At 54.3% G+C, this 15,643-nt stretch carries 8 protein-coding genes; 6 read left to right on the top strand and 2 right to left on the bottom strand.

Translation table 11 applies throughout. The annotated features are described in order from the left end of the window. Window positions 1-4 precede the first annotated feature (4 nt). The 6 genes from F5984_RS09235 (at window position 5) to F5984_RS09210 (ending at window position 13,291) form a co-directional block, all read left to right on the top strand. Window positions 5-1,012 carry a right-handed parallel beta-helix repeat-containing protein gene (locus tag F5984_RS09235; protein ID WP_152123992.1) on the top strand — a complete coding sequence of 336 codons (1,008 nt, stop codon included), beginning with the start codon at window positions 5-7 and terminating at the stop codon, window positions 1,010-1,012. 7 nt (window positions 1,013-1,019) lie between these two features. Further along, window positions 1,020-2,006: a hypothetical protein gene (locus tag F5984_RS09230; protein WP_152123991.1), complete on the top strand. Its 987-nt coding sequence runs from the start codon at window positions 1,020-1,022 to the stop codon at window positions 2,004-2,006. Window positions 2,007-2,080: 74 nt separating this feature from the next. Continuing rightward, the gene (locus F5984_RS09225; RefSeq protein WP_152123990.1) at window positions 2,081-2,983 is read left to right on the top strand and encodes a TlpA family protein disulfide reductase; all 903 of its coding nucleotides are present in this window, start codon (window positions 2,081-2,083) and stop codon (window positions 2,981-2,983) included. Between the two features lie 5 nt (window positions 2,984-2,988). Further along, the gene (locus F5984_RS09220; RefSeq protein ID WP_152123989.1) at window positions 2,989-4,380 is read left to right on the top strand and encodes a WG repeat-containing protein; all 1,392 of its coding nucleotides are present in this window, start codon (window positions 2,989-2,991) and stop codon (window positions 4,378-4,380) included. A gap of 10 nt (window positions 4,381-4,390) precedes the next feature. Continuing rightward, window positions 4,391-5,716, top strand: a complete 1,326-nt coding sequence (locus F5984_RS09215; RefSeq protein ID WP_152123988.1) for a hypothetical protein — start codon at window positions 4,391-4,393, stop codon at window positions 5,714-5,716. A 483-nt stretch (window positions 5,717-6,199) separates the two neighbouring features. Continuing rightward, entirely contained in the window at window positions 6,200-13,291 is a 7,092-nt protein-coding gene (locus F5984_RS09210) for a fibronectin type III domain-containing protein (protein WP_152123987.1), read from the top strand. A gap of 31 nt (window positions 13,292-13,322) precedes the next feature. On the opposite strand, the gene F5984_RS09205 is transcribed toward F5984_RS09210, so the two are convergent. Continuing rightward, entirely contained in the window at window positions 13,323-14,153 is an 831-nt protein-coding gene (locus F5984_RS09205) for an HNH endonuclease family protein (RefSeq protein ID WP_152123986.1), read from the bottom strand. Continuing rightward, window positions 14,150-15,517: an AAA family ATPase gene (locus F5984_RS09200; RefSeq protein ID WP_152123985.1), complete on the bottom strand. Its 1,368-nt coding sequence runs from the start codon at window positions 15,515-15,517 to the stop codon at window positions 14,150-14,152. Before F5984_RS09200 ends, F5984_RS09205 begins: the two co-directional genes overlap by 4 nt. Window positions 15,518-15,643 lie beyond the last annotated feature (126 nt).

Raw genomic sequence — 15,643 nt, 5'->3', positions numbered from 1 at the left:
ACGCATGAAGATCAATCTACTTATCCTCGGCCTGATGCTGGCTACCACCCTTACGTTTGCCCAGAATGTGATTCGGGTGCAAAATGGGCAGAGCCTCCAGACTATTATCGACGACCCTGCCTTTGTAGCAGGCTCGGTATTGTTACTCGACCCCGGCTCGTATGGCGATGTTATCGTCCGAAAGCGGGTTAGTATCATTGGTAGTGGGTACTTCAACGGAACAAACGAAGCCCAGTTAGAGGACGTTACGTTCAGTAGCAACAACCTCACTACTTCAGACGGGTCTTTAATTACAGGTTGCTCAATGCGCACAATTACGATCAGCAGAAGCAACATAACCGTGCAACGGTGCAGAATATATCCGTCTGGGTTCTCAACTTCGGTTGACATCGGTAATGTAAACAATGCCAGACTGGTTCAGTGCTTCATTGAGGGTGGGATTGCAATTCAGTGGGGGGCAACCAACTTCCTGATCAAGAACTCAATAATCAACGGCCGGATAGGTACAAATTTCTCATCCGTGCAGTACACAGGTGTTATCGCTTACAATACAATGACGTATGAGGCCTGTGATGTGATTTCGCTGGGTACCACAAACGTCAATGTCACGGTAGCCAATAATATCCTTGTTACGCCAGCTACCTGCAACAACGCTAACGCCCAACAGAATTACCGGACGGATATGTTTGCCTCATTCAACAATAACATTGTTCGGTTGGGCAATTACCAAAGTACCAATCCGAGCAACGTGTTTCTGAATGTGGCCAACATGGCTGGTACATTATTTACGCCCGCTGGAACATCACTGGAAGGGAAATACATGCTCTCGGTCAGCTCGCCGGCAAAAGGCGCAGGTGAGGGCGGGACCGATTGCGGGGCTTTCGGCGGGGCAGATCCCTACGTGCTGACCGGTTCGCCCGTTGGGCCCGTGATTCAGGATTTGCAGGTGCCAGCTACCGCCCGGCAAAACGAAACCATTCAGATTCGGCTGCGGGCCAAAATCCAAAACTGACCCTCGCATGAAAAGCTGGATTCTTATTGCGGGCTTATGCCTGTTGGCGGGTGCATTGCAGGCCAAAAACGGAGTATCGCAACAGGCAGTGAGTACAACACTGGTTGCGGCTGAGTACTTCTGGAACACCGATCCCGGTGTTGGAGCGGCTACTGCTCTGCCCTTACCACCGGGGGTACATGTAGATGCATTGCTTTCCATACCGACTGGGACGTTGCCGCAGGGGGTTAATTTTCTGGGCGTTCGGGTGCGGGCTGCCAATGGGCAATGGTCGCCGACCCGCCTGAATATGGTCTACATACATGCCCCTGGCACCTCAGGTGACCAAACGGTGCTCACCGACATTGAATACTTTATCAACACCGATCAGGGCTTGGGCAACAATACCATCCTGCCAATATCGCCCACGTCGGGCAGTACGCCGGTCGTGGTGAGTATTCCGTTGCCTGCTACACTCGCCGTGGGTACGCACCAGATGGGGGTACGAACTCGCACAGGGCGTGGGCAATGGTCGCAAACTATGCTGAGTCCTTTCGTGATTTTTGCAGGACAGACCGCCAATGCCATCAGCCGCGTCGAGTATTTTATCGATACTGACCCCGGCTATGGGCAGGCTACCGCCTTGCCGTTTACACCCGCCAATGGGCAGGATGTAGCCGTAACGGGCAGTACCAGTCTGAGCGCATTGGGTAGCTACAGTTTCTTTTTCCGCGCCCGCGATACCAACAACCGTTGGTCGGCACTTTACTACGTCCCGGTTAATAGTACGCTGACGGGGTGCCCGATGCAACAAACCCTCCGTTCGGGCAACTGGAACGACCCCACCATTTGGTCGTGTGGCTCGGTACCAACCGGTACGCAGGATGTACTGATCAGAACAGGGCATACGGTTACGGTGCTGAGCCCGATGGGGCGGCAGGTGTGCCGAAACCTGCGCTTTGAGGCTGGTGGAAAGCTGATGAACGGAGGAGTTTTGGGGTTTGGGCAGCCATGATAGTGACTGTATGAATCAGCTTCTCAAACGTTTAGAGAACCTAATCAGGCTAAAGCTATTAACCGTTGCAAACCATGAAAAACGTATACTTACTTCTGCTGTGTACACTGGGCTATGTCAATAGTCAGGCTCAAAAACTGACCCTACGTGACCTGGAGTTATTGCACCAATGCGATGATTCCCCTGATTGTATTACCAATTACCTTCAACCGCTTGGTTACTCACTCACCGACAGCCGTTTAGATAAAGAAAAGAGCCGTGTTGTCAGAATCTATGAAGCTACTAAAGGGAAGTTTCGAGTGGTGTTAGTCTTTCATCCTGAAAACATGACAGTGATGTACACCCCCTCAGAAAATGCGGCCTTGCAGGAGTTGACCAAAGAGCTCGAAAAGCGGGGGGTAAACTTACCAGGTCCTGATGGCGAGTCTCCAAATTACCGAATGGAAGGGATTTCATACATAGTAGGAGCATCCTACAACGGTAAGAAACTTTCTACCATACGTTTATCCTCCTTCACTGACCCTCCTCCTCAATTATTAAAAGGAGAGTCTGCCGACCATGTTCGTTTTGCTGACGCCGACGGTAAGCTGCACTATTTGAGTGAGTTTAAAGGAAAGGTAATTTACATCAATATGTGGGCGAGTTGGTGTAAATATTGTCTGGCGGAGGTTCCCGAAGTCAAAAAGATGATTAATCAATTAAAGCCCGAAGAGAGAAAAAAAGTCGTGTTTCTTTTTCTGAATGGGGAAACCGAACAAGCCCCGTGGCTGTCGGCGGTCAGAAGGTACGAGTACGACAAATACGGCCCTAATTTCCAAATTCTCCCAAAACCTTTTGGAGACCCCAAAGTCGCTTTTGTTTTGAGGGCATATCCCAGCTATACAATTATAGATAAGCAAGGGAATTTATGGAAAAACTGGGCAGAGCACCCTGGCCCGCAGGCCATTGCTGAAATTCGGAAACTCATCAGCCAATAGCTTGTATGAAGAAACTTATCCTTTATCTGGGATTGCTCAGCTATGGGGCGTTGGCACAAGTACCCGCCATACAATTTTCGCCCACGGTCAAAACAATTGATGCCGATGCACTACAGCCGTTCAGCGAAGGCTACGCTGTGGTTGTTAAGGGGGCATCGCACGCCATGATTGATACCCAGGGCAGTTTCTTTATTCCCTACAACAAATACCTCTTTGGCAGTGTGTTCAACGATAACTATTGGGCAAAAGGCAGTCTGAAAAAATTTCGGACTGGTTTTAATAACGGTCGATGTCTGATTATTGACCCGCAAAGCAGAAACACAGCTGTGATGGATAGAACGCAAAAACTGGTGGTTCCTTTTCAGTATGGTGCGTTGTATATCCTCGACAATTACATACTGCAGTTTGAGTTGGCCGGTAGCAGGAAACAACACTACCTGTGGGACGGTACTCCCATTTATGTGCCGCAAAGCAGCGCAGATACCGACGCCCGGCGTCCTCAGCTTCCCAGAGGATTTACCTTTCAAACGGCAGACATAGAGAGCCAGCGACTCTGGGCGTATGAGAATTACTACACGGGCCATAAACCTTTGTTCGCACTGACAGACTATGCAGGCCGGTTTATCACACAACCCATTTTTGAAGAAGTGATGAATTTTTCGGAGGGGTTGGCGGTGGTCATGAAACGCAACGAATTTAAGGAGGAAAAATGGGGCGTTATTGACACCAACGGCAAAAGGGTACTTAATTTTATGTATTCATACCCACCAAGCGACTTTCACGATGGGCTGTCTATCGTAATACCCAAAGACAATGATTCAGGCTTTCAGTATGCCTACATAAATCGGGAAGGCGAGCTGGTTTTCAACGTAAAAAATAACCCCAATGGCCCCAAAACCGGCCAACGCAACTACAACTGGTTTAAAGAGTTGTTTTTCAGCGATGGGTATCTTCTGCTAAAAATACCCAAAAGCTACCAGGACATTCCACCTTTACAGCGCTATGACAAAGCTGGCAATATGACTGATCTGGCACAGGCCGCCAGAGAGGCAATCAAAAAATGGGGACTCGACAAGGTTTTTAAAGACAGCTTCAACCGAAACTATACATACAGGTTAAGTTCTCTCGATCATCAGGATGGCATCCTGTATTATTCTATTTATGCGCCTGATGCGTCTTTTGATGGCCCTGGTTTTCACTATGAGGGCGGAACAGGCATGATTGATATTGCGAACGGTGAGTTTAGCCTACCACCCATATACAGTTCTTTGAAAGATTTCGACGGAACGTCGGGTCTGACATGGGCAAAGGCAAAAGTGAATGGTAAAGAGATAGAGGGCTACATCAACACGAAAGGTGTCTTTGAAATGGTGAAAAAAACAGCTCCAAAATGGTGAAACCGGTACCATGAAAACGCTCATCATCAGCCTTATTCTGTGTTTTTACTTTTCAGCAGCAAGTCAGGCGCAGACGGCCCCTTCAGGAAGTGTTGCCCGGATCAAACAACAGATAAACCGTATTTGGGACACGCATAAAGTAGAGCCGTTTGACCATGAAAAGAATGCCCGCCTTCGCGAAAGAGACCCCGATCGTGCAACCCGCGAGGCAAGTGGGTTTATTGACCGGGAACGGGTTGCCAAAGCCAAAATCCGGACTGAATTGCTGAACCTGGCGCAATCTATTGCGCAGACGAGGTCGGCAGAAACAATAGCTTATGAGTTAGGCATCCTGATGGAGATAAATCTAATTGATGATCCACTATACGGACGTGCCGAAAACGTAGTGAACCTGATCCGCACCCTGGGCAAGGTCGGCAACCAACCCTATCGAAGAGTTTCAGGAGAAGCCGAATACGTTGGCTGGACACACGCCGAGTTTTTCGACGCGGACCCCCGGCTTACCCGCATTCCTACCGAAGAGTTGGATGGAGAAACGTATTACGCCAGTGCGAGCATTCCCGCTTATTTGTCAGTGATAGGTCAAATGCTGCGCGAATACGAAACCCTCGAACACGGCAGCACCGACAGGAACGCAAACAAAGTCTATGGCGGCTACTACGGCGATAATCTTTTCAGCCACATTACCGTCCACATAAACAGCAGCGATTTCCAGAAGACCGTCAGACCCTGGTTGGCGACGACCATTCAGCAGATGAAAACACACTCATTGCGGGGAAAAATGCTCTACCATACCGGACAGTATGCGTCGGCGGCCCGCGAACTTGAGCTGGCCCTCACCGAACACCGGCAAAAAGGCTGGCGAACCGACGACCTGGAACTATATCGGTTTGCAGCCCATAGCGGGGAGTTGCTGTTACGAAACCCCGCTCTCCGTAGCGGATTGCCTGGCAAAGGGTATCCAGTGGGCTGGCAGCAACCTAAACATAAAAATGCCCGGTTGTTTGTCGTAGCTGATTTCAACGAAGATGGATTGCTTGATGAGGCTATCCTGTTGACTAACAAAGACGTAGGGTTGAATAGCGGCATGGCTATTTTTGTGTATATCAATCAACCGGATAAGAAGTATCGTGTCCAGAAAATTACAACGACTGATCTGAAGTCGGTAGGAAACCGGGTTTTTAGACTAACCCTGAAACAGGAAGGGGCCGGCAATGAGCCCATAAATGGCTTAGGGGCCACCCTGATCGGGAAGGATGAAGATTGTTGTGAAGGCCATCAGGTGGAGATACGCTGGGATAAGGCGCGTCAGCAGCTAACTTATTCCAACCTATAGACGGCTCTGAATAAACGAGTTCACTCCACCAATTCCCGCATTTGATAAAATGTTCTGTTTTACGAACGATTACTATAATTCTTGTGCCCGGCCTGACGGTGTCAATCATACCTGATTGCTCCCAAAAAAGGACATAGCGTTGGGTCAACAAACACACGGAATTGTTTGTGGCTGGGTGGGCCTATCCATGACTGTCTGGATTATGGCTGAGTAGAGAGACAGTGAATACGAAAATAGAGTATAAACTCCGAAAGCCGAATCAATGCATTGATTCAACTTTCTTTTGGGTAAGTATCTAGTTACAAATATACATCAATACAAAGAGTGTTTAGTCTATTAGATTATGGATTAAGTGGCTGATAATCATAGGCATGATTTTTGTCACTTTTCCAGAAACTTCTTGACTTGAGTGTAGGAGATACAACCACTTCAAGTGTAGTTTTAGCTGCCTGTTCATCTGTAAATATACAAGCCGCTACCACTATGAATAGACTATACTACCGACAACTGTACTATTTCTTGATTTGCGTTGGTTTGTGGCTGCCGGCTCAGGCGCAACGCAATAAATCTACCCGGCCCGTATTAACCTGTACCGTGCCCGAGTTGACTCCTGAACAGCGCAAGGCTTTGGAGAGTGAAGCTGCGTTTGCGCTACAGCTCAAACGAGCCAAGGGCAACAAAGCAACAGGGATCACCTACATACCCATCCGGCCGCATATCCTGCGTAACAGTACGGGTACGGGTGGGTTACCGCTCGACCGGTTAAACAATATTCTGGCCCGTGCTAACCGGTACTATCTGGTCAATGGCAACGGAATCCAGTTTTATTTCTGCGGTACAACGCCCGATTATATTGACAATGGCACGCTTTTCTCCAACTATGCAATTGCCAATGAGAGTACGCTGACGAGCGGACGCGACGTGAATAATGCGCTGAATATGTACTTTGTGAATACCACAAATGAGGGTTTTTCGGGGTACGCGTATTATCCGTCTAATACAGTACAAAGCACCCGGGCGATTATCGTGGGGTCACTAACGGATGCGCAACTGGGCGACCGTACCGTACCCCACGAGTTAGGCCATAATTTCAATCTGGTTCATACGCACGGGACGGGCAACTCATCTAACGAGTTGGTGACGCGTGGGGCCGGGGCCAACTGTACCACCGAAGGCGATTTTCTGTGCGACACCCCCGCCGATCCGTACGGGCGGCCGGGTCATTCAACTACGTTTGGTCCCGATGGCTGCTTGATCTATACCGGCACGGCGACCGATGCCAACGGGGCTACCTACACCCCGCCCATGAACAACCTGATGTCGTATTATGACCCCTGCCGGTATGAATTTACAGCGGGTCAGTATGCCCGGATGGATGCCGGTCTGGCTTTGCGTCAGTCGCACACAGCGTACACACTTACCTGTGCGCCCACGGTAGTGAACGCCCCGACCAACCTGCTGGCTTCCAATATTCCTACCGGGGTTGTGCTCACCTGGACTGATAATGGCACCAACGAGATGGGGTACTTTATTGAGCGGGCTACGTCGGCTGCGGGGCCGTTTATGTCCATTGGCGGGGTGGGTCCCAACACCACTACCTACACCGACCCGAATCCGCCATCGAATACGCTGGTGTATTATCGGGTTCGGCCGTCGAATAGTACCACCGGTGGAATCAGTACAGCCGCCAGTATTCAGACACTGGCCTGTCGGCCAACGTTTAGCGTGGGTTGTGTGGAAGATGATGGTCTCAACCGGTTAGTGGTCAACTCGGTTCAGTTGAGCCAGAACACCGGTTGTGCCAGTGGGGCTACCGGGTATAGCCAATATACCACCGTAACCACCAGTCTGACGCCCGGAACTGCCTTCGCCGTATCGGGTACACTCATTAGCAGTAGTTTTCCAGAAGGCGTCAGTATCTGGCTTGACCTGAACCGAAACGGCGTGTTCGACGATGCTGGCGAACGTCTGTTTGCAACTCCCAGTCTGGTATTCGGCAGCTTTTCGGGGAATCTGACGATTCCGGCGAGTGTGACGGCCGGCCCGATGGCGATGCGCGTGATTGTTGCCTACAACGCCACGCCCGCTGACCCGTGTGGTAGTTATGAATACGGTGAAGCAGAAGATTATCAGATCAATATTGTGGTGCCTTCAGGCTGTGACCCGCTGGAACCCAATGATACGTATCAAACGGCAACCCCGTTGGCCGATGGAGCCAACTACGTAAGCCCGCCTATCTGCCTCAATTCAGGTACGGATGGGGACTGGTTCCGCTGGCGAACGGTCGGGGGCGGTCAAACCTACTACATCCGGGTGCGGCCCGCTACCAATACAACATCGGGGCCGTATGCCCTTTCGGTGACGGTTTCGGGTAGTCTGCTGACGGTAACAACAGGCCCGACCACGGGAGGGCAGTCGACGGATACGTACCTGGAACTATACGCGGCTGATGGTACTACGTTGCTGGTCCAAAACGACGATTATACGGGTGCCTTTTCGCAGTTAGTGTACGCCTTCAGCGGGCCACAACCCTGCCAGCCACCCCAATACCGCTTTCTGAATACGATAAGCAACACTTCGGCCGAGGTGGGCTGGACAGCCGTATCGGGGGCACAGTACCAAATTCGGCACCGGCCCGTGGGCAGTTCCACCTGGGTTACGTCGGCTCCGGTATCCGCGTCGGCGTATTCGATTACCGGGCTTACCACCGGCACGACCTACGAATGGCAAATCCAAACCGTATGCTCGGCCACGAGTGTATCGGGTTACATGGCCTCGCTGACGTTCGTGACGGGTTGTTACGCACCGGTTAGTCAGGGGGTTACCTACCGGACTTCGACCTCGGCACTGCTATTTTGGGAAAACAAAGGCAACGGGTTACAGTACGAACTGAACTACCGCGCGGTGGGAGCCGCCAACTGGACATCGGTAAGCAGCCTGACGGCCCCGGCCTATCTGCTCACAGGGTTGACCAATACTACGGCCTACGAGTTTGGGGTCCGAACACTTTGCGGAGCCGCTGGCACATCGGGCTACTCAACGCCTACCTCGTTTACCACGCTCTGTGCGGAGCCGCAAAACCTGCAAGGGTTCGGTAATGCGCAAAGCGGTACGCAGGCGGTGGTAAGCTGGATGGGTGTTTTGGACGGACAAACCCGGTACGAAGTGCGCTACCGACCCGTGGGCGCGGCTACGTACATTACCTGGCCTGCACCGGTGACCGCAACCGCGCTGAGCTTGAGCGGACTGGTACCCAATACGACCTACGAATTTGGCGTGCGTACCCTGTGCAGCGATGGACAAAACTCGACCTTTACGGCCCCGGCTACGTTTACGACAACGGCCTGTCAGATGCCGTTCAGCCTGTTTGCCGACTTACTCAATTTACAGGGGGCTCGCCTGAACTGGAGCACGCTGGAACCGGGCATGACCTATTTTGTGCGGTATCGCGAAACGGGCTCCATTAATTGGCTTACACCCACGCCTGCATCGACCTCGGCAACATCGTACTCGTTGGGCGGGCTCATGCCGGGCGTCACGTACGAGTGGCAGGTGTACACGGGTTGTGCGGGGGCGGTGAGTTCAAGCATAGCCACCGGAAGCCCCTTTACAACACTTAGCTGTCCGGCTCCGGCAAACCTCGTTTTGGGCAATCTGGGCAGCACATCGGTCACGCTCGGCTGGACGGTGAGTCAACCGGGTGTACCCGTACAGGTGCAATGGCGCGTAGCGGGTACGACGGTCTGGAGCAGTGCTACCACGGCAGCCGGGGCAACCAATTATCTCCTGACCGGCTTAAGCGGGCAAACCACCTACGAGTGGCGTATTCAGACGCTCTGCTCGGCGGTGTACGGCTCCGTATGGGTATCGGGCGCTTCGTTTACCACCACCGACCCGGTTTGCCGACCTACTTACCTGAATGGCTGCGGTGCTGGTGATGCCCTTGTTTCGCTGGCGCTCAATGGCGAGGTACTCAGCCTGAATACGGGTTGTAGTCCGGGTGGGTTTGCCTTCTATAACAGCCCGAATACGTTTGTGCCAGCCGGGGCGTCGGTACCAATTAGTGGTACGTTTGCCGCCAGTTACGGCGAGGGGGTGACTGTGTTTGCCGACCTGAACCGGGATGGCGTCTTTGGGACCTCAGAAAAACTATACCAAACCGAATTTACAGTCATGGATCAGTTTAACGGTATCATCACCGTACCGAGTGGTACTGCCAACGGTCCGCTTCGAATTCGGGTGATGGTGGTGTACGGCATCGCTAATCCCAATGACCCCTGCGGATCGTATGATGAAGGAGAGACCGAAGACTATGTTATTACGGTTGGCGTGCCCGCAACGTACAGCCCGCGTACCCAGAATATAACCCGTAACGAAGCACTGCTGCGTTGGAACCTGCTCACTCAGGGGCTTTCGTACGAGGTGCAGTGGCGGCCCGTAGGCGGTTCAACCTGGACTACCGTACCTGCCGGAACGGCAACCACCTTGAGCCTGACGGGGCTTGCCGCCGGTACGGCGTACGAGTGGCAGATGCGCCCCGTAGGCACTGCTTCCTGGAATGGCCCGGTGAGCTTTACCACGGTAGGCTGTAACCCGCCCGTCACGTATTCGGCGGGGTCCATTACGCCCAACTCGGCTGTGGTGAACTGGCAGGCCGGGTCGGTGAACCCTTCGGGTACGCTTTTCGACGTTCGGTTCCGGGCAGTAGCCGAGGCCACCTGGTCGACGGTGTCTGGCGTAATGACTACGTCACAATCGCTCACGGGGCTGAACCCGAGTACGGCTTACGTCTGGGAAGTACGCAGTGTGTGTACCCCCGGCGAATCGTCGACCTACACGCCCGGCCCCACGTTTACCACGTTGGCGTGCCCACTACCAACCGCCCTGAATGCCAATGCCGGTTTAACCACAGCGGCTCTAAGCTGGCAAGGCCCATCGACAACGCTTTATGAAGTGCAGTGGCAGGAGCAAGCCAACCCCACGAGCTGGAACTCGCTGACCGTGACAACCCGCTCGGCTTCACTGACGGGTCTGGTGGTGAATCGGGCGTATAACTGGCGGGTACGCACACTCTGTACGGCTTTCGAAAGCTCGGCATTCACGGCCCCCGCCAGTTTTACCACCCGCTGTGCCGTACCAACGGGGCTCAGCACCGACGGGATTAATGCGTACGCAGCCCGGTTGAACTGGACAGCCGTCGGTTCTAATGCGGTGTACACCATCTCGATGCGTCCATCGGGCGGTACCTGGACGACTGCCGCAACCGACTGGCCCGCGAGCCCGTACATACTCACCAACCTGACCAATGCCACCGGCTACGAATGGCGGGTAGAGGCTACTTGTGTGGCCTCGTCGCTCACCGTTTCGTCGGGGGTAAGTAATCCACAGGCGTTCACGAGCGTGTGCCCCACGCCATCGTCGGCCAATATTTACGTCAGCGGGTTGAGTTCAGCTACGGCCTTGGCCAACTGGCTCGGACAACCCAATGGGGCCTATCAGGCCCAATGGCGACCAATAGGGGCCACCAACTGGGTGAGCAGCCCAATTGTGAACGAAGCGACGCTGGCGGGGCAGAATTATACCACACCCCTAACGAGTTTATCGGCAGGGACCGGCTACGAATTACGGGTTCGGATGGAGTGTCCCAACGGCGTATCGTCGGGCTACTCATCGGCTATCACGTTTACCACCAGCCCGACGGTTGCCTGTTCGGCCGTAGCGCCATCGTTGCTTTACAGCGTACCCGGTGCTACGCAGGCAACGTTGCACTGGGGTAGCAGCGCGAGCCCGCAGGCAGAAGTGCGCTGGCGGGCTGTCGGAGAAACCGTTTGGTTGGTGGCTTCACGGCTGCCGGGGGGCGGTTCTGTAAGCTTTGTTGCCCAAAATCTGTTGCCCAACACGGCTTATGAGTGGCAGGCAGGCGGTATGTGCGCGGGGCAAGAGGCCGTATTTAGCTCGGTGCAGACGTTCACTACGTCAAGTTGCGTCATCCCGACCAACCTGGCGGCTGCCTGTGTGCAAGCAACCGGTGCCGTGCTAAACTGGAATGGCCCGGCCGGTGCAACCTACGAGTTGCGCTACCGAATTGGTGCCGGAAACCCTGTGTCCGTCACGGGCCTGACCACCAACAGCTACGCGCTTACCGGACTGGTAGCCGGTAACTCGGTCGGGTGGGAGGTTCGGTCGGTATGTAGTGCCTCGGTCAGCTCGTCGTTTAGTGCGCCCGCGTCGGTGTCAACGGTTTGTGTAGCTCCGGCGGTTTTATCGGTGGTGCAACTGATGGCGGCCGATTCGTGCGGATATGCCCGAATCAATTGGGCGGGTTGTACGGCTGGTTTGGCGCAGTACGATCTGCAATACCGGCAGCAGGGAGCTGGTACATGGACATCAGTAGGCAGCCTTGGCAGCACCCGGTTCACCCTCGGTGGTTTGTTGCCGGGCACCGCTTACGAGTACCGGATCAATACCGCTTGCGGAGGAGGAAATAGCTCGGCGTATACGGTGGGCTCGTTTACCACGATAGCCTGCGCGTGTGTCCCCATGACCAATACCAATGGCTTGTCGGCTATCGATATTACCGCTTCGGCGGCAACGGTGCAGTGGTATGCCAATACGCCCAGTAATACCTACCGGGTTCGCTGGCGAGCCGCCGGGGCTACGGTATGGAGTACGTCGGTTGTGACAGGTACGGCACTCCGGCTTACCGACCTCACCGACAACACGACTTACGATTGGCAGATTCAGTACCTGTGCGCGAGTGGTCAATACGCCGACTATTCGCCCATTAGCTACTTCAGAACGCTCTGCAACGCCCCCCTCTCCCTGTTGGCAACGACGGTACTGGCTAACTCGGCCGAACTGAGTTGGAACGGCTTCGGGAGCGGTGTAACGTACTCGGTTCAATATCGTTTACAGGGCGTGGGTAGCTGGACAACCCTGAGTGGCATCAGCAGCGAAACGTACAGCCTGACCGGTTTGCAGGTGGGCGGCACCTACGAAGCCCAGGTAGCTACTCAGTGCGTGAGTGGCAGTATTACTACGTATGGGCCACCCATCACGTTTCAGACTATCTGCGCCGGGCCTACCTTCCTGCGTGTAGGTGACCTGACCGCTAATTCGGCCCTGCTGCAATGGCGTGGTTCCATCGACGAAACCTACGAGGTACAATGGCGAGCCGTGGGCAACACTGCGTGGAACACGGTTAGTGTTGGGCCTTTGTCGAGTACGGTCGGTTCGTTTACGCTCATTGCCCTCGATGGCGGTACGGCCTACGAATGGCGAGTGCTGAACAGGTGCGGAGCTGGCTTCTCGGAATGGGCAGGGCAGCCACTGACGTTCAAAACGCTTGCCGGTGGCCCCGGCTGTACCGGTCCGCTGACCACCGTCAAAAACGGGGACTGGAACGACCCAACCGTATGGTCGTGCGGGCGGGTGCCCACCTCGGCCGATGCCGTATTGGTGAACCATGCCGTCACGGTTTCGGCCGGAGCAACGGGGTATGCCGCCCGATTAACGTACGGGGCCGCTGCCCGGCTGACGTTTGGCGTGGGTAGTAGGCTTCGGTTGGGGCAGTAGGGGCTCTGGCGTTGTTTGGGAGTCTATTAGTTTACCAGGTTAATGCTTCGGGAGCCTGTCCGAAAAGGCGGGTTAGTTCGGGAGTGTGGGCGTGCTGACGAACCATCTCCTGCCAAACCGTCTGGTGACTTTCGTCGCGCAGGTTTTGGCGGAGCGTATCGAGGTGAGATTGTGGTAAACCGGCATCGCGGTCGTGGATGTACTCGCGTAGCCGGGCCCGGAAATTAGTGTACGCAAGCCGCCGGGATTTGATCAGATCGGCCCGGACGTTGAGCCGGAGCACATCGATGGTGTAAATGGCACGCTGGTAAGCCCCGGTAACTGGCTCGGCGAGCGGCACAAACTGGAAACTATTGGTAATGTCGAGAAACAGATAGTCGAGTGGGTTATCAATCCGTGGATTAATAAGTACTTCCGGGCCGGGCGGGGGCGGTACCAGTTGGACCACCTGCCCGGCCCGGACGTTTGGGTGGGGAGGAATCTCGAAAAAAGCTCCCTGTTCATCGGCCCGGAAAACAGCGTACCGGTTGTTTTTGGGGCCGTTGCAGGGGCCGCAGGCGTAGCAATAATTATCCCAGCTAAAGCAACGATCGGGGTAGAGGTCTTTAGGGGCAATGTGCTCGACCTCATCGGCTACGCTGTCTTCGCAATACTGGCACCGCCTGGCCCCCACGCACATCTGGGCCAGGCGGGCTTTGACTTCTGTAAACGTTGGATTGCTATTGGTGTTGTACTGTTTGAAACGCTTTTTTGCCTCGGCTACCTGTGCTGTGTACGCCCCTGCGTTTAGTACGGTCTGTTGATAATGAGCCAGTTGGGTGCTGGCCTTTGCCGATAGGGCAGGGGCCGTCAGACGAATCATTCCACGGTCGGCATTTTGGCCCGGAGAGTGTAAAGCTCCTGCCGCTCCGACTCCGAAATAGTGCCCTTGAACGACTTCATGTTGAGGTGCGCCACACGAGCCCCCATTGCCTGCCCTCGTTCAGATTGGGTAACCTCGTTCCCGAAAATTTCGGTGCCAAACGCATCGAGTACGTTGCCGTAAATCAGTCGGTCGCGCTCCTGTCCGGTTATCTCACCCGAGGGCTCGGGGTTGCCGGGAGCCGCCAATCGCCAGATACTACCTCGCTCACAAGCCCGGCAGATGAGCGGACTGTGGGTGGTCACGATAAACTGAATGCGCGGGAAACACCGCAAAAACCAGTCGCCAATACGGGTTTGCCAGGTTGGGTGCAGGTGCGTATCAATTTCATCGATCATGACCACACCCGGTACATCGATGTTCATCAGGCCCGTCCGTACGTTGGCAAACACGGTATCGGGGCCATACGCCCGAATCAGTTGCTGGATCAGCTCAAAAATGAGGCTGAGCATAGAGCGGTACCCGTCCGATAATTGCAGAGCCGTGATCCGATTGCCGTTGCCGTCGCGGAAGTAAACTCCGCTTAGCTCTACCCGGTCGATGGTGGTGCCGTGGGGGAGAAGGCCCGCTTCGTTGACAAACGTTTTGAGATCCTGAATCACCGAGGGTTGCGATATCGCCGGGTCCGTTACGGGGGCGTCTGATGATCGGTGCAGTTGGGTTTCCAACTCGCGGGCGTAGGTGTCGCGCAGAAACGTCAGCGCTTCGGTCAGGGCTACACCTTCACTGAACACCGACAGGTGCATGCCCAGCCGGGGATTTGACCGAAACACCGACTCAAATTCGGGCGAGCCCCCCGAAAATCGGCGATACGGTCCATACCCGGCCGAAAACCAAGCCGGGTACCCACTCGATGAGGAGCTGGATACGGGGTTGTTTGCACTCGGAAACGACGAATAGGTGCGGTATTCGGGTACGCCCGACGGTGTGTTGCGGAAATAGCTCGGACGCCCCCGAAAAATTACCTGCGACAGCAGGGCGGGTGCCTGTGGAGTTTCGTTTTCGCGGGTAAACGTAATCCGGCTCTCGACCGGGTCAGTTGCACCGTCAAACGATTCGTGGGGCTGTAGCACAGCTTCGATGCTGCCGGTTGTAGCCTGTTGGCTCAGCCAGTCGTTCCAGTTTTGCCGGGCTCCGTTAATATCGTCTACATCGAGCATAACCAAAGCCGCCGATCGCACAATCGTTGACTTCCCCGCGCCATTATCGCCAATGAGTACGTGCCAGCCCTCTGGTTGGTCGAACGTCATTTCGAAGTGCCCGATGGAGCGGATGTTATGGAGTGTCAGCTTCGCAATGTGCATGATGCCCGAAAGGTACAAAAAGCCTGTGCATTCTGGTCGGTTGGTACTAAGGTTCGAGTTATGGGGCTTCTATCGGTCTATCTGGTTATCAATTACCAGATAGATGGTAGTTTAAATGTTGTTTAC

Origin of the sequence: Rudanella paleaurantiibacter (assembly GCF_009184635.1) — a bacterium.
GTDB classification, from domain to species: Bacteria; Bacteroidota; Bacteroidia; order Cytophagales; family Spirosomataceae; genus Rudanella; species Rudanella paleaurantiibacter.
Note: the sequence above shows the minus strand (reverse complement) of the source record. Positions and strands in the feature narration are given on the sequence as shown.